This window comes from Modicisalibacter sp., from assembly GCF_055145905.1.
This window is the reverse complement of sequence record NZ_JBSREH010000041.1, coordinates 63,409-82,596: the sequence shown is the minus strand read 5'-3', so window position 1 is coordinate 82,596 and position 19,188 is coordinate 63,409. Positions and strand designations below refer to the sequence as shown.

The 19,188-nt window shown below is 69.6% G+C and carries 14 protein-coding genes; 4 read left to right on the top strand and 10 right to left on the bottom strand.

What is annotated here, in order from left to right; genetic code table 11:
* Positions 1 to 149 precede the first annotated feature (149 nt).
* From tldD to ACTCB7_RS12445, 7 genes are all read right to left on the bottom strand, one after another.
* Positions 150 to 1,604: a metalloprotease TldD gene (tldD, locus tag ACTCB7_RS12475; protein ID WP_463006919.1), complete on the bottom strand. Its 1,455-nt coding sequence runs from the start codon at positions 1,602 to 1,604 to the stop codon at positions 150 to 152.
* Positions 1,601 to 5,449 carry a YhdP family protein gene (locus tag ACTCB7_RS12470; protein ID WP_463006918.1) on the bottom strand — a complete coding sequence of 1,283 codons (3,849 nt, stop codon included), beginning with the start codon at positions 5,447 to 5,449 and terminating at the stop codon, positions 1,601 to 1,603. Before ACTCB7_RS12470 ends, tldD begins: the two co-directional genes overlap by 4 nt.
* Before the next feature lie 19 nt (positions 5,450 to 5,468).
* On the bottom strand, positions 5,469 to 6,932 hold the full coding sequence (gene rng, locus ACTCB7_RS12465; protein WP_463006917.1) for a ribonuclease G: 1,464 nt from the start codon (positions 6,930 to 6,932) through the stop codon (positions 5,469 to 5,471).
* Positions 6,933 to 6,966: 34 nt separating this feature from the next.
* The gene (locus ACTCB7_RS12460) at positions 6,967 to 7,560 is read right to left on the bottom strand and encodes a Maf family protein (RefSeq protein ID WP_463006916.1); all 594 of its coding nucleotides are present in this window, start codon (positions 7,558 to 7,560) and stop codon (positions 6,967 to 6,969) included.
* Positions 7,561 to 7,616: 56 nt separating this feature from the next.
* On the bottom strand, positions 7,617 to 8,102 hold the full coding sequence (gene mreD / locus ACTCB7_RS12455) for a rod shape-determining protein MreD (protein ID WP_463006915.1): 486 nt from the start codon (positions 8,100 to 8,102) through the stop codon (positions 7,617 to 7,619).
* The gene (gene mreC / locus ACTCB7_RS12450; RefSeq protein WP_463006960.1) at positions 8,099 to 9,001 is read right to left on the bottom strand and encodes a rod shape-determining protein MreC; all 903 of its coding nucleotides are present in this window, start codon (positions 8,999 to 9,001) and stop codon (positions 8,099 to 8,101) included. Before mreC ends, mreD begins: the two co-directional genes overlap by 4 nt.
* A gap of 76 nt (positions 9,002 to 9,077) precedes the next feature.
* On the bottom strand, positions 9,078 to 10,115 hold the full coding sequence (locus ACTCB7_RS12445) for a rod shape-determining protein (RefSeq protein WP_463006914.1): 1,038 nt from the start codon (positions 10,113 to 10,115) through the stop codon (positions 9,078 to 9,080).
* A gap of 234 nt (positions 10,116 to 10,349) precedes the next feature.
* Here ACTCB7_RS12445 and gatC point away from each other — a divergent pair, with 234 nt between their 5' ends.
* The 4 genes from gatC to ACTCB7_RS12425 are packed head-to-tail and all read left to right on the top strand — an operon-like array spanning position 10,350 to position 14,201.
* Positions 10,350 to 10,637: an Asp-tRNA(Asn)/Glu-tRNA(Gln) amidotransferase subunit GatC gene (gene gatC / locus ACTCB7_RS12440; protein ID WP_463006913.1), complete on the top strand. Its 288-nt coding sequence runs from the start codon at positions 10,350 to 10,352 to the stop codon at positions 10,635 to 10,637.
* A 48-nt stretch (positions 10,638 to 10,685) separates the two neighbouring features.
* Entirely contained in the window at positions 10,686 to 12,146 is a 1,461-nt protein-coding gene (gene gatA / locus ACTCB7_RS12435; protein ID WP_463006912.1) for an Asp-tRNA(Asn)/Glu-tRNA(Gln) amidotransferase subunit GatA, read from the top strand.
* Entirely contained in the window at positions 12,146 to 13,597 is a 1,452-nt protein-coding gene (gatB, locus tag ACTCB7_RS12430) for an Asp-tRNA(Asn)/Glu-tRNA(Gln) amidotransferase subunit GatB (protein WP_463006911.1), read from the top strand. The genes gatA and gatB overlap by 1 nt, the downstream gene beginning before the upstream one ends.
* Before the next feature lie 52 nt (positions 13,598 to 13,649).
* Complete coding sequence (locus tag ACTCB7_RS12425; RefSeq protein WP_463006910.1) at positions 13,650 to 14,201, top strand: cupin domain-containing protein; 552 nt, start codon at positions 13,650 to 13,652, stop codon at positions 14,199 to 14,201.
* A 26-nt stretch (positions 14,202 to 14,227) separates the two neighbouring features.
* Here the strand turns inward: ACTCB7_RS12425 and ACTCB7_RS12420 are convergent, their stop codons facing one another.
* The 3 genes from ACTCB7_RS12420 to ACTCB7_RS12410 form a co-directional block, all read right to left on the bottom strand.
* Entirely contained in the window at positions 14,228 to 15,949 is a 1,722-nt protein-coding gene (locus tag ACTCB7_RS12420; RefSeq protein ID WP_463006909.1) for an endo-1,4-beta-xylanase, read from the bottom strand.
* Between the two features lie 114 nt (positions 15,950 to 16,063).
* Entirely contained in the window at positions 16,064 to 17,557 is a 1,494-nt protein-coding gene (locus tag ACTCB7_RS12415; protein ID WP_463006908.1) for an aldehyde dehydrogenase, read from the bottom strand.
* Positions 17,554 to 18,963, bottom strand: coding sequence for an aspartate aminotransferase family protein (locus ACTCB7_RS12410; RefSeq protein ID WP_463006907.1), 1,410 nt, complete (start codon positions 18,961 to 18,963; stop codon positions 17,554 to 17,556). The genes ACTCB7_RS12415 and ACTCB7_RS12410 overlap by 4 nt, the downstream gene beginning before the upstream one ends.
* Positions 18,964 to 19,188 lie beyond the last annotated feature (225 nt).

Sequence of the window (19,188 nt, the reverse complement as noted above, 5' to 3'; positions counted from 1 at the left end):
GCCGTGCCAGCCTCGCGCCATTGCAGAGACGTCGCCGAGCGGCGCCCGGACAAGGCGGAAATCGACGAGGCCGCGGAGTTTACCGGCCGTAAATGAGCAGGCCGAGTCGATTTCCAACGCCGTAGGGGCGCCGCACAGGCACGTCCGGCTCAGGACTGCGTGCCGCCGACGGTCAGCTCATCAAGCTTGAGTGTGGGCTGCCCCACGCCGACCGGCACGCCCTGGCCTTCCTTGCCGCAGACCCCGATGCCGGTGTCGAGCGCCATGTCGTGACCGATCATCGACACCCGGCCCATCGCCTCGGGGCCGTTGCCGATCAGCGTCGCGCCCTTCACCGGCGCGGTGATCCGGCCGTCCTCGATCAGGTAGGCCTCGCTGGCCGAGAACACGAACTTGCCGGAGGTGATGTCGACCTGACCGCCGCCGAAGCTGACCGCGTAGAGACCCCGCTTGACGCTGCCGATGATCTCCTCGGGGTCCGCCTGGCCGGCCAGCATGTAGGTGTTGGTCATGCGCGGCATGGGCATGTGGGCATAGGATTCGCGGCGCGCGTTGCCGGTGGGTGCCATGCCCATCAGCCGGGCGTTGAGCTTGTCCTGCATGTAGCCGGTGAGGATGCCGTCCTCGATCAGCGGCGTGCAGGCACCCGGGGTGCCCTCGTCGTCGATCGACAGCGAGCCGCGCCGGTCGGCCAGCGTGGCGTCGTCGACGACCGTGACCCCCGGGGCGGCGACCCGCTCGCCGAGACGCCCGGCGAAGGCGGAACTGCCCTTGCGGTTGAAGTCGCCCTCGAGGCCGTGGCCCACCGCCTCGTGCAGCAGGATGCCCGGCCAGCCGGCCCCCAGCACCACCGGCATCTGCCCGGCCGGCGCATCCACCGCCTCGAGATTGACCAGCGCCTGGCGCACGGCGTCCTTCGCGTAGCGCTCGGCCACGTTCTCGTCGCGCAGGCGGGACATCGGATAGCGACCGCCGCCGCCGGCGCTGCCGCGTTCGCGACGGCCGTCACGCATGGCGATGACGCTGACGTTGAAGCGCACCAGCGGGCGGATATCCGCGGCCAGGGTGCCGTCGCTGGCGCGCACCAGCACTACCTCGTGAACGCCGCTCAGCGAGGCACTGACCTGAACCACGCTGGGATCCGCGGCCCGCGCCACGCGATCGGCCTGCTTGAGCATGGCGATCTTGTCCTCGGGCGCCAGCCCCGAGAGCGGATCGATGCCGGCGTAACGCGTCGGTGCGGCGGCAGTGGCGATCGGCACGGGCGCGAGGCGCGTCCCGCTGCGGGCGATTCCCGAGGCCGTGCGTCCGGCTTCGGCCAGCGCCTCGGCAGTGATCTGGTTGGAGAAGGCGAAACCGGTCTTCTCGCCGGCCAGGGCACGGACACCGACCCCGCCATCGATGTTGAAACTGGCGTCCTTGACCTCGCCGTCCTCCAGTACCCAGCTCTCCTGCCAGCTGCGCTGGAAGTACAGGTCGGCGTAATCGATCCCCGGGCCCAGCGCTTCCGCCAGGCCAGGCTCGAGCGCCTGCGCGTCGAGCCCACCGGGAGCCAGCAAGATCGTCGTGGCCTCATCGAGAGGCGATTGGGACAGTTGGGTCATTCAGCGTTTTCCACAGTGATTCGCGGCGAGGTCCAGGGCCCCTGCACGCGGTAGTAAATTCGCGTGACCTGATCCAGCCAGCCACCCAGGAGCTTGTCGGCCAGATACAGCGCACCGCCCACGTAGGGCGCGCCCGCCAGCACGGCGGCCAGCGGCAGGTTCTGGCTGACCGGCACGGTGACGCCCAGCATCAGGTCCAGCCGGCGGGCCATCAGATCCACGCTGCCGTCGAGACTGAACTGCGTGGAGGCACCGTCGATCTTGACCGGCCCGCGGGTTTCCAGACGACCATCATACAGTGTGGCATCTCCACGAACGCTGTCGAAAGCCGTGCCCTGGTCGGTCACGTCGGAAAAATCCAGGCGCAGGCGGCGCAACAGGTTGTCGACATTGAGCAGACCGATCAGCCGGGCCGATGGCGAATCCAGGGTCAGGAAGCTGCCGTCGTCGAGTTCGGCATCGATATTGCCTCGCGAGCGCGCCAGGGCGAACTGCCATGGCGCACCGGGCCAGGCCAGCTGAGACTGCACCTGCGTGCGCCGCGAGCGTACCGCCACCGGCTGGCCGAGGGCCCGCAGCGCACTGCCCAGATCGCCGCCGTCGAGCGTCAGCCGCGACCGGGTCAGGCTCGCGGCATCCCCCGAGGCCTCCCACACCAGTTCACCCCGGCCGTTGATGTCACCCAGAGTCAGCGACACCGGCGCGATGCGCAGACGCCCCGGCGAGGCCTCCCAGCCGGCCGAGAAAGGGCCGAAGCGCTGCCCACCGCGGATCAGCGTGGCGATCTCGACCTGCCCCGCGGGCAGCCGGGCCACCCAGTCGGGCAGCGGCTGCGGCTCGGGCGCGGTGGCAATCTCCCGGCTCAGCTTCGCCGGCGGCACTTCGGGCATCAGGGCGTCCAGATCGAGTCGCGACAGCTGCACCGACACCGGTTTCACCCGGCGCTGATGATAGCTCGCTTGCCCGGCGACCACGCTCCCCTGGAGACCCACCGCCCAGCCTTGGGGCGACAGCGGCGTGACCCGCGCCTGGAGGTCGCCGATACAACGCCCGGCGTAGTCGAGGCAAGGCGTCTGCAGGCTCAGGCGGCGCAACCCCTTGCCGGAGGAGGTGCCATCGCCACTTGCGGGCCCGGCCCCCAGGCCCGCCAGCGCCTTCTGCCACGCCGTCAAGGGCAGCCGCGGAGTGCGCCAGTCGACCGTCCAGCCACGATCGCCCGGCCACGTCGGCAGCGTGGCGGGCCACTGCTCCAGCCACGCCTGCCCCTGCCCCACATCGGGCCCCAGCGCCCGCCAGCGCAGGCGCAGTCGATTCCTCAGAGTCACGTCGACCCGCCGCGGGTCCGGTGCCGCCTCGAGATGCAGCGGTACCTGCGCCGCCGCCGTCTTGCCGAAGGGCGCCGGCAACTTGATGGCCAGCCCCTGCAGGTCACTGTCCAGGGTCAGCCGGGGCGATGCACCGCTCAGGTCGAGCTGCGCCGAGTAGGGAAAGTAACCCTCCAGCAGCCCGCTCAGGCTACCGACACCGCCCCAGGACAACAGGCCCCGCGCCAGCGCACGCCCCTCGAAGGTCACACCGGCGCCACCGACATCGAAGGTCGCCAGCAGCGGCCCCTGGAAAGCGCGCGCCCCGAGCTGACCGGTCAGGGTGTCGGTATCGTCGGCATGCCGGTAACGCAGCCGGCCGTTGACATTGCCCAGCACCAGCCCGGACTGCGGCAGCCGCAGTGACGGCGCATCGACCTGCGCCCCGACATCCACCGTCACCGGCGGATCGCCTTTCCCCGGCGAGTCCAGCGGCACCTCGACCTGCAGATCACCGGCAACACGTCCGTCGCCACGCCAGTCGGCGAAGTCGTCGAGCCCGTCGATCGGCGCCGCCGCCAGGAACTGCAGCAGGGCCTGCACGGGGCCGTTCACGGGACCGTCGACGCGCAGCCGCTTGTCGGCCATCGTGACCTTCGCCCCCTCGCTGACCAGCCCCCGCGTCTCGGCATGATCGACCCGCGCCTGCAGCGTGTCATCGACCATGCGCAGATGCCCGCTGACCGCTTCCAGCGCCGGCCATTCAGGGTCGTAGGGCAGCCGGCCCTGCTCGATGTCGAGATCCAGCGTCAGGCGCGTGCGCGTTCCCAGGTCATCGCCGACATCCTCGTTGCCGTCATCGGCCATCGCCTCCTTGTCGAGCCGTTGCTCGACATGCAGGCTGCCGCGGGGCACTCGCCCGCGGATACCACCGGTCAAAAAGTCACGCAGGTCGGTATCGAACAGCTCGAGAGGCAGCCACTCGCCCAGCGGCGTCTTCACGGCATCGACGTCGCGCATCGCCAGGTCCAGCGTGAAGCGTCCTGGCCGACGATCGGCATTGTTGCCGGGCAGACGCAGCGAGAAGCCGCCATCCACCGGCGCCTCGCGCCAGCGCACATGGAGGTTCCGGCCGGTGACCAGCGGCTGGCGCTCGGCCAGCGACCAGTCGACCCGCCCGCCGGCGGCGTCCAGCACCAGCGGGTCGGGAAAGATCTCGGGAAAGTCGAGCGTCATGCCCTGGCCGCCCGAGAAGTCGACATGCCCCTGCTCGCCGTCGGCCACCACCCAGGCGTCCAGCGGGCCGCCTCCCGGCACGTTCTGCCAGGGCTCCACCGCCGCCTCCTGCAGTGCCGCCTCCACCTGCCAGGCGCCGTCCTGCCGGCCGACCTGCAGCCCCTGCACCCGGCCCCGGGGCTGCAGCGCGTCCAGCGCCCGCTGGGCGGCATCCGGCAGCGGCAAGCGGCGGCCCAGCGACGCCAGTGCCTCCAGCGAGAACGGCGTGCTGCGCAGCCACCAGCCCCGGTCATCTCCGCGCAGCGCGAGACGCGACGGCAGAACGGTCGCCGACTGATCGGCATCGCGCAGCGACAGGGCATTCACCCAGGCCTGCCAGCCCTCGCCCGAGGGCGCACGGCGCCACTGGGCACGGGCGCCGATATCCTCGAGCACCACCGGGCCGTCGTCGCTGTCCAGGCTGAGCGAGGGTACCGAGACCCGCAGGCGGGCATCGGCGATGCGCGCCTTCTGCCAGCGCGCCCAGAGCGAGGCCTGCCCGGAGACGCGATCCAGACGCACGGCGTTGCCGTGGGAGAGCAGCTGCCCGAGGCGGTCGAGACTGCCCAGATCCATGCGCGCCTGAAGGGCGGCATCGAAGTCCTCGAGCCCGTCGGCACCGGGCTGGACCTCCATCACCACCGACAGCGAGCGCGTTTTCTGGCCTTCCACGAACCACTGGCCCTCGACATGCACGCGCGAGCCCTGGCCGGCCACCAGCAGGCGGGGCGCCGTCAGGGTCAGCTCGCCGTCGCGGCCGTGGAGCACCACCCGCACGTCCTCGACGCTCAGGCGCTGACGCAGCAGCAGACCCAGCCACCGGTCGAGCCCCCCGGCCGTGAAATTCCCGGAGGCGGCGCCACCACTCGCGACACCCGGCCAGCGCCAGCCCCCCGCGTCGTCCTGATAAAGATGCACGGTAACCGCGCCCAGCCGGGCGCGGGCGAACACCGGCTGCCCGTGAAGCAGGCTGGACAGGGTATCGAGACGCAGGGCGGCGTTGCCAACCTCCAGCAGGGGGCGCGTCTCGCCATTCGGTCCGTCCCGGCTGACGATCCGCAGCCCGCGGGCCGTCACGCCGGGATCCAGGCGCTGCAGCCGCCCCTGCAGGTCATCCACCGTCAGCGTGGCGTCGAGCGACTGCTCCACGGCAGTCGCCAGGCGCTGCCCGTCGAGCCGGCCCAGCATCCAGCGGGCCCCGCTCACCACCAGGGCGGCGACGACCAGCGCCACGGCCAGCGCGGTCAGGACCCATCGCAGCGTCACGCGGCTCGAACTCATGGGCTCACATCAGCACGATGTCGTACTGCTCCTGGGAGTAATGGCCCTCGACCTGGAAGCGAATCGTCTTGCCGATGAAGATCTCCAGGTCGGCGACCGCCGCCGACTCCTCGTCGAGCAGCCGATCCACCACCGCCTGGGAGGCCAGCACCATGTAGGTCTCGGGGCTGTAGGCGCGTTCCTCGCGCAGGATCTCGCGGAAGATCTCGTAGCACACCGTCTCCGGCGTCTTCAGCGTGCCGCGCCCCTGGCAGGTCGGGCACGGCTCGCACAGCGTCTGCTCGAGGCTCTCGCGGGTGCGCTTGCGGGTCAGCTGCACCAGGCCCAGCTCGGTCACGCCGGTCAGCTTGTTCTTGGCGTGGTCGCGCTCCAGCGACTTCTCGAGCACGCGCAGTACCTGGCGCTGGTGCTCGCTGTCCTCCATGTCGATGAAGTCGATGATGATGATGCCGCCGAGGTTGCGCAGGCGCAGCTGGCGGGCGATGGTGGTCGCCGCCTCGAGGTTGGTCTTGAAGATGGTCTCCTCGAGGTTGCGATGCCCCACGTAGCCGCCGGTGTTGACGTCGATGGTGGTCATCGCCTCAGTCTGGTCGATCACCAGATAGCCGCCGGACTTGAGCTGGACCTTGCGCCCGAGCGCCTTCTGGATCTCGTCCTCGACGCTGAACAGGTCGAAGATCGGGCGCTCGCCGGGATAGTACTCGATGCGCTCGACCATGCCCGGCATGAACTCCTCGGCGAACTCCACCAGGCGGTGGTAGTTCTCGCGGGAATCGATGCGCACCTTCTCGATGTCGTCGCGCATCACGTCGCGCAGGGTGCGGATGAACAGCGGCAGGTCGTCGTAGATGCAGCTGGGCGCGAGCGCGCTGCCCTTGCGCTGCTCGACCTTGCGCCACAGGCGCAGCAGGAACTGCATGTCGGTGACCAGCTCCTCCTCGCCCACGCCCTCGGCGGCGGTGCGAATGATGAAGCCGCCGCAAACCGGCGTGTCGATGCCCGCCAGGCAGGTGTCGACCAGGCCGCGCAGGCGTTCGCGCTCGCCGTCGTCCTCGATGCGCTGGGAGACCCCGGTATGCGGCGAGTCGGGCATGTAGACCAGATAGCGCGACGGCACCGACAGGTGCGTGGTCAGGCGCGCGCCCTTCGAGCCGATCGGGTCCTTGGTGACCTGCACCACCAGCGGCTGCCCCTGGTGCAGCAGCTGGCTGATCGAGACCTGCTCGTCGGCCGGCGTGTTGGGCGGCATCACCTCGTTGGCATGGATGAAGGCCGCGCGTTCCAGGCCGATGTCGATGAAGGCCGCCTGCATGCCCGGCAGCACCCGGGCCACCTTGCCCTTGTAGATGTTGCCGACGATGCCCCGGCGCCGACTGCGCTCGATGAAGGCTTCCTGCAGGACCCCGTTCTCCACCACCGCCACGCGGGTCTCCATCGGGGTCAGATTGATCAGTACCTCACCGCTCATGCGCCGGTCCTTGTGCTGAAAACTTCCTGAACGATTATGACACAGCCTCGCCCGCCGCCGGCCACAGCGCAATCCCCTGAGAATGCAGCAGCTCGGCGGTCTCGAACAGCGGCAGGCCGACCACCGCCGAGTGGCTGCCCTCGATGCGCTCGACGAACACCGCCGCCCGCCCCTGGATGGCATAGCCGCCGGCCTTGTCGACCGGCTCCCCGGTCGCCCAGTAGGCGTCGATCTCCCCGGCCGAGACGCGACGCATGACCACGCGCGTCGTCACGCAGGTCTCGAGCAGCCCCGCCGGGCCGACGACCGCCACCGCGGTCAGCACCGCGTGGGCACGACCGGACAGGGCCGAGAGCATCTCGGCGGCGTGGGCGCGATCGCGCGGCTTGCCGAGGATCCGCCCGTCCAGCACCACGGCGGTATCCGAGCCGAGCGTCGGCAGCGCCGTGCCCTGCGCTCCGGCCTCGGCCTTCTCGCGCGCCAGGCGCCGCACATAGGTCTCGGCCGGCTCGTCGGGCCGCGGGGTTTCGTCGATGTCGACGGGGGCGACCTCGACGGCGATGCCGATCGAGGCCAGCAGGTCACAGCGGCGTGGCGAGGCCGACGCCAGGCGCAGAACCGGGGACATGGCGCCCTCCTGATGTCAGTCGGTGAACATGGCGACGCACTCGCCGCCTTTAGGGATCAACTCACGCCGATACGGCGGCGCAGCATCTGCAGCAGGGTGAACAGCCACGGCCAGAGGATGCCGCCGATCAGCGCCGGCAGCAGGAAGGCCAGGTTGATGGCGAAGGGCCCGAAGATGGTGCGCAGCCACTGCTCGACCAGCTGGGCGATGCCCAGCAGCACGAACACCAGCACCGCCTGCTGGATCAGCGCATAGGCGCGCATGCGCGAATACAGCAGCAACGCCAGGTAGGCCAGCAGCGACAGCACCAGCGCATTCTGGCCGAGCGGCGCCCCCTCGACCAGATCGATCAGCAGGCCCAGCACGAAGCCATGGAAGACCCCGACCCGCTGGGGCGCCACCAGGCACCAGTAGATCAGCATCAGCCCCAGCCAGTCGGGCCGCCAGATCAGCCAGGCGTCGGGCAGCGGCATGGCCTGCAGGCACAGGGCCAGGCCCAGGGTCACCCAGGTCATCAGCAGGCTGCGCAGCGAGCCGATCATGGCGCCTCCTCGGCGGCACCGGCGGCCACGCTCAGGGCGGCCCGTCGCGCCACGTCGCTGATCCCGGCCGCGGGCGTGCGCCGGGGCGGAAAGAGCATCAGGAAGTGCCGCGAGCGTTCGGGCTGGGCCACCGGCTCGGCCTCGACCCGGGCGAAGGGGGCGCCGGGGTCATGCACCACCAGGGTCACGCGGGCCACCGGATAGCCTTCGGGAAAGCGCCCGCCCAGGCCCGAGGTCACCAGCAGATCGCCCTCGCGGATATCCGCCGTGTCCGGCACATGGAGCACATCCAGGGTGTCATAGCTGCCGGTCCCCTGGACGATGAAGCGCAGCCCGTTGCGCGTCACGCGCACCGGCACCGCATGGCTGGCATCGGCCACCATCAGCACCCGGCTGGTGTAGGCGGACACGGCGATCACCTGGCCGATCAGCCCCGAGGCATCGGTCACCGGCTGGCCGACATAGACGCCGTCGGTGCGCCCGCGATCGAGCACCATCTGATGGGTGAAGGGATCGGAGTCCAGCGACAGCAGCTCGGCGGTGATGTAGGGGACCCGGCGGTGCTGGGCGGCGTTGAGCAGCTCGCGAAGTCGGGCGTTCTCGGCGGACAGGCTGGCCATGCGCTGCACGCGATGGGAGAGGGTGAGCAGCTGCCGGCGCAGCCGACGATTCTCGTCGATCAGGACCCGCTGGTCGGAAACCGCCAGCGCCCCCCAGGAGAGTGCCTCGCTGGGCAGGCTGGCCAGCCACTGCACCGGCGTGACCACGGTGGACAGGTGCGCCCGCAGCTCCGCCACGCGCGGCAGGCGATGCTCGGCGAACATCAGCGCGAAGGCGATGAAGGCACACAGCAGCATGCGATAGCCGGGGGCGGAACCCTGCGAGAACAGCGGTTTGATAGCACGACTCCCTGCGAGCTGGCCGATGACCGGAACACGGTGGACCCGTGACGGCACGCCGCGCGTGCCGTCGGGTTCAGTCGCTGGACAGCAGTTCGAAGGTGTGCTGGTCGATCATTTCCAGCGCCTTGCCGCCGCCCCGGGCCACGCAGGTCAGCGGGTCCTCGGCGACGATCACCGGCAGGCCGGTTTCCTCGGCGATCAGCTTGTCGATGTCGCGCAGCAGCGCGCCGCCGCCGGTCAGCACCAGGCCGCGCTCGGCGATGTCGGCGGCCAGCTCGGGGGGCGACTGCTCCAGCGCGCTCTTGACCGCGGTGACGATGGATGACAGCGGGTCCTGCAGCGCATCGAGGATCTCGTGGGAATTGAGGGTGAAGCTGCGCGGAATGCCCTCGGCCAGATTGCGGCCGCGCACGTCGATCTCGCGCAGCTCGCCGCCCGGATAGGCACAGCCGATCTCCTCCTTGATGCGCTCCGCCGTGGCCTCGCCGATCAGGCTGCCGTAATGGCGACGCACATAGGCGATGATCGCCTCGTCGAAGCGATCGCCGCCGACCCGGATCGACTCGGAATAGACCACACCGTTGAGGGAGATGATGGCGATCTCGGAGGTCCCGCCGCCGACGTCGACGACCATCGAGCCCTGGGCCTCCTCGACCGGCAGCCCGGCGCCGATCGCCGCGGCCATGGGCTCCTCGATCAGGAACACCTCGCGGGCCCCGGCCCCTTCGGCGGACTCCTTGATGGCGCGGCGCTCGACCTGGGTCGACATGCAGGGCACGCAGACCAGCACACGCGGGCTCGGCGTCAGGAAGGTGCTCTGGTGGACCTTGCGGATGAAGTGCTGAAGCATCTGCTCGGTGACGGTGAAGTCGGCGATCACGCCGTCCTTCATCGGCCGGATCGCCGTGATGTTGCCCGGGGTACGGCCCAGCATGCGCTTGGCATCGACGCCCACGGCAGCCACGCTGCGCATGTTGCCCGACTGGCGAATCGCCACCACCGAGGGCTCATCGAGGACGATGCCGCGGCCGCGAACGTAAATCAGCGTATTGGCGGTCCCCAGATCGATCGACAGATCGCTGGAGAACAGCCCCCTCAAACGTTTAAACATGGAAGTCTTTCACCTAGTCCAGACCGGAACCCTGTGCGGACGCAAACGGTATCATCGCGGGGGCAGAGCGGCAAGCGAGATGCCCGGGTCCCGGAGTTGTGGTACCGTTTCGCCTATTTTCCGAACCGAACTGAACCGGAGCCGGACTGAATCCGGAACCGAACCGTCGGTCGTCGCCCGCCCCGGCGCCGATCGATCCGCATTGGCATCGCATAGTTGAAGGAAGCCGACGTTATGGCGCTTGAACCCGAAGACGTGCGGCGGGCCGCCCACCTCGCCCGCCTGGGCCTGGACGACCGGGAAGCCGCGCGCTACGTGGATGACCTGAGCCGTATCCTGGAGATGGTCGACCGCCTGCAGGCCGTCGACACCCAGGGCGTGGCCCCGCTGGCCCACCCGCTGGACGCCACCCAGCGCCTGCGGGCCGACGAGGTCACCGAGTCCGACCAGCGCGAGCGCTTCCAGCGCTGCGCGCCGGCCGTCGAGAACGGCCTCTACCTGGTTCCCCGCGTCGTCGAGTGACGCCGCGCCCCGTTCGCCGGACATGCTTTCCACGGAGCCCGACGCCCCATGCATGACAAGACCCTGACCGAACTGGCCGCGGCCCTGGCCGCCGGCGAGTTCTCCAGCCGCGAGCTGACCGAATTCCTGCTCGCGCGCATCGACCGCCTCGATGGCGAGCTCAACAGCTTCATCACCGTAACGGCAGACGCCGCGCTCGAGGCGGCGGACCGTGCCGACCAGACCCGCGCCACCGGCCAGGCCGGGCCGCTGACCGGCCTGCCGCTCGCCCTCAAGGACATCTTCTGCACCCGGGGCGTGCGCACCAGCTGCGGCTCGAGGATGCTCGACAACTTCGTCTCGCCCTACGACGCCACCGTGGTCGAGAAGCTCGCCGCCGCCGGCAGCGTCAGCCTCGGCAAGACCAACATGGACGAGTTCGCCATGGGCTCATCCAACGAGAACAGCTTCTATGGCCCGGTGAAGAACCCCTGGGACCTCGCCGCGGTCCCCGGCGGCAGTTCCGGCGGCAGTGCCGCGGCGGTCGCCGCCGGCCTGGTGCCGGCGGCGCTGGGCACCGACACCGGCGGTTCGATCCGCCAGCCCGCCGCCTTCTGCGGCATCACCGGCCTCAAGCCCACCTACGGGCGCGTCTCGCGCTACGGCATGGTGGCCTACGCCTCGAGCCTCGACCAGGGCGGCCCCATGGCCCGCACCGCCGAGGACTGCGCCCTGCTGCTCGGCGCCATCGCCGGCCATGACCTGCGCGACTCGACCAGCGTGGCGCGCGGCGTGCCCGACTACCGCGAGGAACTCGAAACCTCGCTGTCGGGGCTCAAGATCGGCCTGCCCCGGGAATACTTCGGCGACGGCCTCGCCCCCGAGGTCGAGGCCGCGGTGCGTGACGCCATCAAGGTCTACGAGTCGCTGGGCGCCGAGGTGCGCGAGGTCAGCCTGCCGCATACCGAGCTGGCGATCCCCGCCTATTACGTGATCGCCCCCGCGGAAGCCTCCTCGAACCTGTCGCGCTACGACGGGGTGCGCTTCGGCCACCGCTGCGAGAACCCGACCGACCTCGTCGATCTCTACAAGCGCAGCCGCGCGGAGGGCTTCGGCGAGGAGGTCAAGCGGCGCATCCTGATCGGTACCCACACCCTCTCCGAGGGATTCTTCGACGCCTACTACAAGAAGGCCCAGCAGGTCCGCCGGCTGATCCGTCAGGACTTCCTCGACGCCTTCGAGGACGTCGACGTGCTGATGGGCCCGGCCTCGCCCACGCCCGCCTTCGACCTCGGCGCCAAGAAGGACCCGGTGTCGATGTACCTGCAGGACATCTACACCATCGCCATCAACCTGGCCGGCATCCCGGGCATCAGCGTTCCCGCCGGCTTCGTGCAGGAGCGTCCCGTGGGCCTGCAGATCCTCGGCCCGCACTTCGCCGAATCGCGGCTGCTCAACGTCGCCCACCGCTTCCAGCAAGCCACCGACTGGCACCGCCGCCAGCCCGCCTTCGGTAAGGAGAACGCCTGATGCAATGGGAAGCCGTGATCGGCCTGGAAGTTCACGTCCAGCTCGCCACCCAGTCGAAGATCTTCTCCGGGGCCTCGACCGCCTTCGGCGCCGAGCCCAACACCCAGGCCTGCGCCGTCGACCTGGGCCTGCCCGGTGTGCTGCCGGTGCTCAACGAGGGCGCGGTGGCGATGGCCGTCAAGTTCGGCCTGGGCATCAATGCCGAGATTCCCGAGACCTCGGTGTTCGATCGCAAGAACTACTTCTACCCCGACCTGCCCAAGGGCTACCAGACCAGCCAGATGTACCAGCCGATCGTCGGCCCCGGCGAGGTCGAGATCACCCTGGACGACGGCACCACCAAGCGCATCCGCGTGCACCACGCCCACCTCGAGGAGGACGCCGGCAAGTCGCTGCACGAGGACTTCCACGGCATGACCGGGATCGACCTCAACCGCGCCGGCACGCCGCTGCTGGAGATCGTCTCCGAGCCGGACCTGCGCTCCGCCAGGGAGGCCGCCGCCTACCTCAAGGCGATCCATGCCATCGTCACCTACCTGGGCATCAGTGACGGCAACATGGCCGAGGGCTCGATGCGCTGCGACGTCAACGTCTCGGTGCGCCCCAAGGGCCAGGAGACGTTGGGTACCCGTGCCGAGATCAAGAACGTCAACTCATTCCGCTTCGTGGAAAAGGCCATCGCTCACGAGATCGAGCGCCAGGTCGAGCTGATCGAGGACGGCGGCACGGTGGTCCAGGAGACACGCCTCTACGACCCCGAGGCCGACGAGACGCGCAGCATGCGTACCAAGGAGGAAGCCAACGACTACCGTTACTTCCCCTGCCCCGACCTGCTGCCGGTGGTGCTCGACCAGGCCTACGTCGACCACCTGCGTGCGACGCTGCCGGAACTGCCCGCCGAGAAGCGCGCCCGCTTTCAGGACGAACTGGGCCTGTCGGCCTACGATGCCAGCGTGCTGGCCTCGAGCCGCGCCATGGCCGAGTACTTCGAGGCGGTCAAGGACGTCTGCGGTGACGCCAAGCTGGCCGCCAACTGGGTCCAGGTCGAGCTCGCCGGGCGCCTCAACAAGGAAGGCCTGGACATCGCCGACAGCCCGGTCACGGCCGAGCAGCTCGGCGGCCTGGTCGCCCGCGTCAAGGACGAGACCATCAACGGCAAGGCCGCCAAGCAGGTCTTCGCCGCGCTGTGGGACGGCGAGGGCGAGAGCGCGGATGCCATCATCGAGGCCCGCGGCCTCAAGCAGGTCACCGACACCGGCGCCATCGAGGCGATGATCGACCAGGTCATCGCCGACAGCCCGGTGCAGGTCGCCCAGTACCGCGAAGCCGCCCCCGAGAAGCGCGGCAAGATGATCGGCTACTTCGTCGGCCAGGTCATGAAGGCCTCGCGGGGCACCGCCAACCCGCAGCAGGTCAACGCCCTGCTCAAGGACAAGCTCGACAACGCCTGACGACGCCGGCCGGCGGGCTCGCCCGCCGGCCGTCCTGACAAGGAGTTCCCGAATGGCAGACGACGTCGGCGCGCGCCTGCGTGCCCTGCGCACCCTGCGCGGCATCTCCCAGCGGGAGCTGGCCAAGCGCTGCGGCGTCACCCACTCCAGCCTGTCGCTGATCGAGCAGGGCAAGGTCAGCCCCTCGGTGAGTTCGCTGAAGAAGATCCTCGACGCCATCCCCATCAGCGTCGGCGACTTCTTCACGCTGGACCTGGAAAACCGCGACCAGGTCTTCTATTCCCCCGACGAGCTGCCCGATATCGGCAGCGGCGACGTCTGCTACCGGCTGATCGGCGCCAACCGCCCGTCCCGGGCGCTGTCGTTCATGATCGAGACCTACCCGCCCGGCGCCGACACCGGTCGCGAGATGATCGTTCACCGCGGCGAGGAAGCCGGCGTGGTGCTGGAAGGCGAGATCGAGATCACCATCGGCCTCGACACTCGCGTGCTGGGCCCCGGCGAGGCCTACTACTTCAATACCGGCCTGCCCCACCGTTTCCGCAATATCGGCGACCGCGACTGCCGGCTGGTCAGCTGCGCCACCCCCGCCCGGGCCTTCTGAGCAGCCGCCCCCAGCCCGCCGCAATCTCAGCGTGCCAGCACGCGGCGCAACGCATCATAGGCCGGCTTGGGCCGCAGCGCCGGGTCGAAGATCAGGCCGTTGCCCAGCCCGTCCGGATTCCACCAGTCCTGCAGCGACGAGTAGCGATCGGTGAAGCCCCAGGTGGAAAACGCCGAGAAGGCCGGAATGTCCCGGGCCAGCGCCAGCATCGAGGCGTAATACGCGGCCTGTTGCTGCAGACGCGCGGGCGAGGCGTCGTCGTGCAGGTTGACGTCCATCTCCGAGATGCGCACCGCAAGCCCCAGGTCGATGAACCGCCGGACGTTGTCGCGAAAGGCCGCGGCAGTGACCGGCCGATAGTCGTCGGTCAGGTCCTCGTGGAGCTGGAAGCCGATGCCATCCAGCGGCACGCCGTCGGCCAGCAGGCCCCGGGCCAGCCGATAGAGCGCATCCGACTTGGCGTTGCGTTCCTCGCAGGCGAATTCGTTGATGTAGAGCGCCGCGTCGGGATCGGCGCGATGCGCCGCCCGCAGGGCGAAGGCGATGTAGTCGGCCCCCATCGCCCGATACCAGGGCGAGTCGCGGCGCAGCCCGGGGCCGAACGGCTCGAGCGGTTCGTTGACCACGTCCCAGCCGGCGACGCGCCCCTTGTAGCGCCCCACCACGGTGGCGATGTGGTCGGCCAGAATCTCGCGCAGCTCACCGTCGCTGTAGTCACCCCGGCTCAGCCAGCGCGGCAGCGCCTCGCCCCAGGCCAGGGTGTGGCCGTGCACCGCCATGCCATTGTGTTCGGCGAAGTCGACGATGGCATCGGCCTCGGCGAAGGCGTAGCGCCCGGGCCGGGGGTGGATGAACTGGAACTTCATGGCGTTCTCGGGCGTGACCATGCTGAACTCGCGGGCCAGCACTCGCGCATAGCCGGGATCGCCGAGCAGCGGGTTCGTCGCTACCGCCGTGCCGATCGCCAGGTGCGGCGCGTTGCGCGCGGCCAGTGCCCGCAATCCGTCCGGCGCGGGCGGCGTGCTCACCAGGGTGGCGGGCGCCACCGCGACCCGTGACGCCTCGCCGAGCGGGCGAAGGCGCAGATTCTCCAGCGTGAAGGCATGGCCGACGCCGGTGTCGAGCCCCGGCCACAGCCGCGTTCGCGCCAGCACCGGCGGGACCGGAATCGCGATCGGGGGCTCGCCGTTCGCGCTCAGCGTCAGTCGCTCGCCCCGGCGTACCAGGGCCAGGGTGACCGACTCCGCCGGGCGCCAGGCCCGGGTGTAGGTCTCGCGCTCGCCCGACACGTGCTGCACGCTCAGGCGCAGCGTATCGCCCTGCACCGCCAGAGTCAGCGCCTCGCCGGGCTGGCGCCACTCGTCCTGGATCACCGGCAAGCGCCCGTAGAGCGTCAGCCGTGCCTGCGGCGGGCCGTCCGTGCCCAGGCGCAGGCGGGCCGTCAGCGCGAAATCCCCCCTCAGGGTCAGCACCGGACCGCGCAGGTTGATCGGCGGGTTGGCGGTCGGCGGTGTGTCGGCCATGTCCGCCGGCGGCACGATGGCCCGACCCAGCCCGCTGACCTGCACGCCGTCACCCCCGACCACCGCGCCGTCGAGATGCGACCAGTCGTACGCCAGCAGGTCGATGCCGGCACCGTCATCGGCCGCGGCGGCACGCTTCATGGGGCCCGACGCCACGGCCCCCGGCACCAGCCCCGCCACGATCATCAGTCCCAGAACCGCCGCCAGCCCGATGATATTGCGCATGCACTCGCCTCCCGGTCAACGCTGCCTATCAGGGTAGCGAGCCGCGCCCCGGGCGGCGTCTGAAACACGCTCGGCAAAAGGCCGCAGTCGTCTCCAGGGCCAGGCCGGGGCGCTTCAGGGCGCGAGCGTCATCCATACCGTCTTCAGCTCGGAATACTCCGCCAGCGAGTGGTGCGACTTGTCGCGGCCGTTGCCCGACTGCTTGACGCCGCCGAAGGGCACCGTCATGTCGCCCCCCGCCCAGTTGTTGACGAACACCTGGCCCGACTGCAGCCGCCGGGCGACACGCATGATGCGGTCGATATCCTGACTCCAGAGCCCGGCGGCCAGCCCGTACTCGCTGTCGTTGGCCAGGTGCACGGCCTGGTCCTCGCTGTCGAAGCCGAACACCGCCAGCACCGGGCCGAACACCTCCTCGCGGCCGATCGCCATCGCCGGGGTCACGCCATCGAACACCGTCGGCGGAATGAACAGCCCGGCCCCCTCCAGCGGCTCGCCGCCGCGGCGCAGTACCGCGCCCTCCGCCACGCCGCGGCGGATGTAGTCGAGCACCCGCTCGTACTGGGTACGATCGACGATCGCGCCCATGAAGCTGGCCGGATCGAGCGGGTCGCCGGGCTGCATGGTCTCGGCCGCCGCCAGCAGCTTGTCGACGAACGCCTCGCGGATCGCATTGTCGACCAGCAGCCTGGATCCGGCGATGCACACCTCGCCCTGGTTGTGGAAGATCGCCTCGGCGGCGTGGCGGGCCACGGCGTCGAGATCCCGGCAGTCGGCGAACACCAGGTTGGGACTCTTGCCGCCGCACTCGAGATACACCCGCTTCAGGTTGGACTGGCCGGCATACTGCATCAGCTGCTTGCCCACCGCGGTAGAGCCGGTGAAGGCCAGGCAGTCGACGCCCATGGACAGCGCCAGCGCCTTGCCCACGGTATGGCCGAAGCCGGGCAGCACCTGGAACACGCCATCGGGCAGGCCGGCTTCCTTCGCCAGCCGGGCGAGACGCAGCGCGGACAGCGGCGACTTCTCGGAAGGCTTGAGGATCACGCTGTTGCCGGCGGCCAGCGCCGGGCCGATCTTCCAGGCGGTCATCATCAGCGGGAAGTTCCACGGCACGATGGCCACCACCACGCCGAGCGGCTCGCGCAGCACCAGACCCAGGCTCTCCTCGCCGGTGGGCGCAACCTCGCCGTAGACCTTGTCGATCGACTCGGCATTGTAGCGAATGCAGTTGATCGCCCCGCTCAGGTCGCCCAGCGAGCTGGTGATCGGCTTGCCCATGTCCAGGGTATCGATCAGCGCCAGCTCGTTCTTGTGGGCCTCCATCAGTTCGGCCAGGCGCAGCAGAATGCGCTTGCGTTCGGCCGGTGCCGCCCGGGCCCAGTCTCCGCGTTCCACGGCGGCCCGGGCATGGCGCACCGCGGCCTCGGCCTCCGGGGCATCGCAGGCGGCCACTTCGGCGAGCATCTCGCCGGTGGCGGGATTGACGGTGGCGAAGCGCTCGGCGCCGGCCGCCTCGACGAAGGTATCCCCGAGCCAGGCGCGGGTCTCGAAGGTCAACTCGCCGGCCAGGCGTTGCCAGTCGGCATGGGTAAACGGATGACTCATGACACTCTCCCGACGGAAGGTCCTTGATCGGTGGCGCTCAGCCGTCGCGCCGCCTCGTCCAGCGCGCGACGGGCCCGCGCCACCAGTTCATCGATCTGGTCGCGGGTGATGACCAGCGGCGGCGAGATGATCAGGGTGTCACCCACCGAGCGCATCACCAGCCCCGCCTCGAGGCTCAGGTCGCGGCACAGGTTGCCGGCGGCCAGCGCCTTGTCGAAGCGCCGGCCGCTCGCCTTGTCGGCGACCAGCTCCAGCGCGCCGATCAGCCCCAGGCTGCGCGCCTCACCCACCAGCGGATGCGTGGCGAGACTCGCCCAGCGCTCGGCCAGATAGGGGCCGAGGTCGTCGCGCACCCGTTCGACGACGCATTCGGTCTCGAGCAGCTCGAGATTCTTGAGTGCCACCGCCGCGCAGACCGGATGCCCCGAATAGGTAAAGCCGTGGAAGAACTCGCCGCCGGCCTCGATCAGCGTCTCGGCCACCCGGTCGCCCACCAGCACGCCACCGATCGGCAGATAGCCCGAGGACAGCCCCTTGGCGATCGGCATCAGGTCGGGTTCCAGGCCGTAGTGCTGACTGCCGAACCATTCGCCGAGCCGGCCGAAGCCGCAGATCACCTCGTCGACCACCAGCAGGATGTCGTATCGGGCGAGCACGGCCTTGATCGCCGGCCAGTAGCTCTCAGGGGGAATGATCGCCCCGCCGGCGCCCTGCACCGGCTCGGCAATGAAGGCGGCGACGTTCTCCTCGCCGACCTCAAGGATCTTCGCTTCCAGCGCCGCGGCGCACTCGCGACCAAAGGCCTCCGGCGTGCACTCACGCCCTTCGCCGAACTGCCCCTCGCCAAACCAATAGGGCTGGGGCACATGCACGATCCCCGGCACGCCGGGCCCACCCTGCCCCTGCATCGGCGCCATGCCGCCCAGGCTCATGCCCGCCACGGTGGAACCGTGATAGGCGTTCTCGCGGGCGATCACCATCTGCTTGTGCGGCCTTCCCTTGAGTGCCCAGTAGTGGCGCACCATGCGTAGCGCGGTGTCGTTGGCCTCGGAGCCCGAGCCGGTGAAGAACACCCGGTTGATGTGGGCCGGCGCCAGCGTGCAGAGCCTCTCGGCCAGCCGTACCGCCGGCGGATGGGTAGTCTTGAAGAAGCTGTTGTAGTAGGGCAGCTCGCGCAGCTGCTCGGCGGCGGCCTCAGCCAGCTCATGACGGCCGTAGCCGAGATTGACGCACCATAGGCCGGCCATGCCATCGAGGATCCGCCGCCCTTCGCTGTCGTGAATGTAGACGCCCTCGGCCCGCGTGATGACGCGGCTGCCCTCCTCGCCGAGCGCCTTGTGGTCGGTGAAGGGGTGCAGGTAGTGCGCCCGATCGAGAGCCTGCCATTCGCGTGTCGCCGGGTCCATGTCACACGCCCCTCGCTTGCGGGAAAGATGTTGTTATATTTTCAACATAACGACTGGAGAGCGAGAATGCCAATCCCGAGGCTCCCCGCCTCACCTTTCTTCAAAACCAGGTGATTCCTTCGCGCTCTGTCGTAACACCCGATTCCCCGCCCGACCTTTCCGTAAAGGATTTGACAACACTTCGCCGCAACGAAAAGATGAAGCCTGAGCCACTCTCCCGAGCAG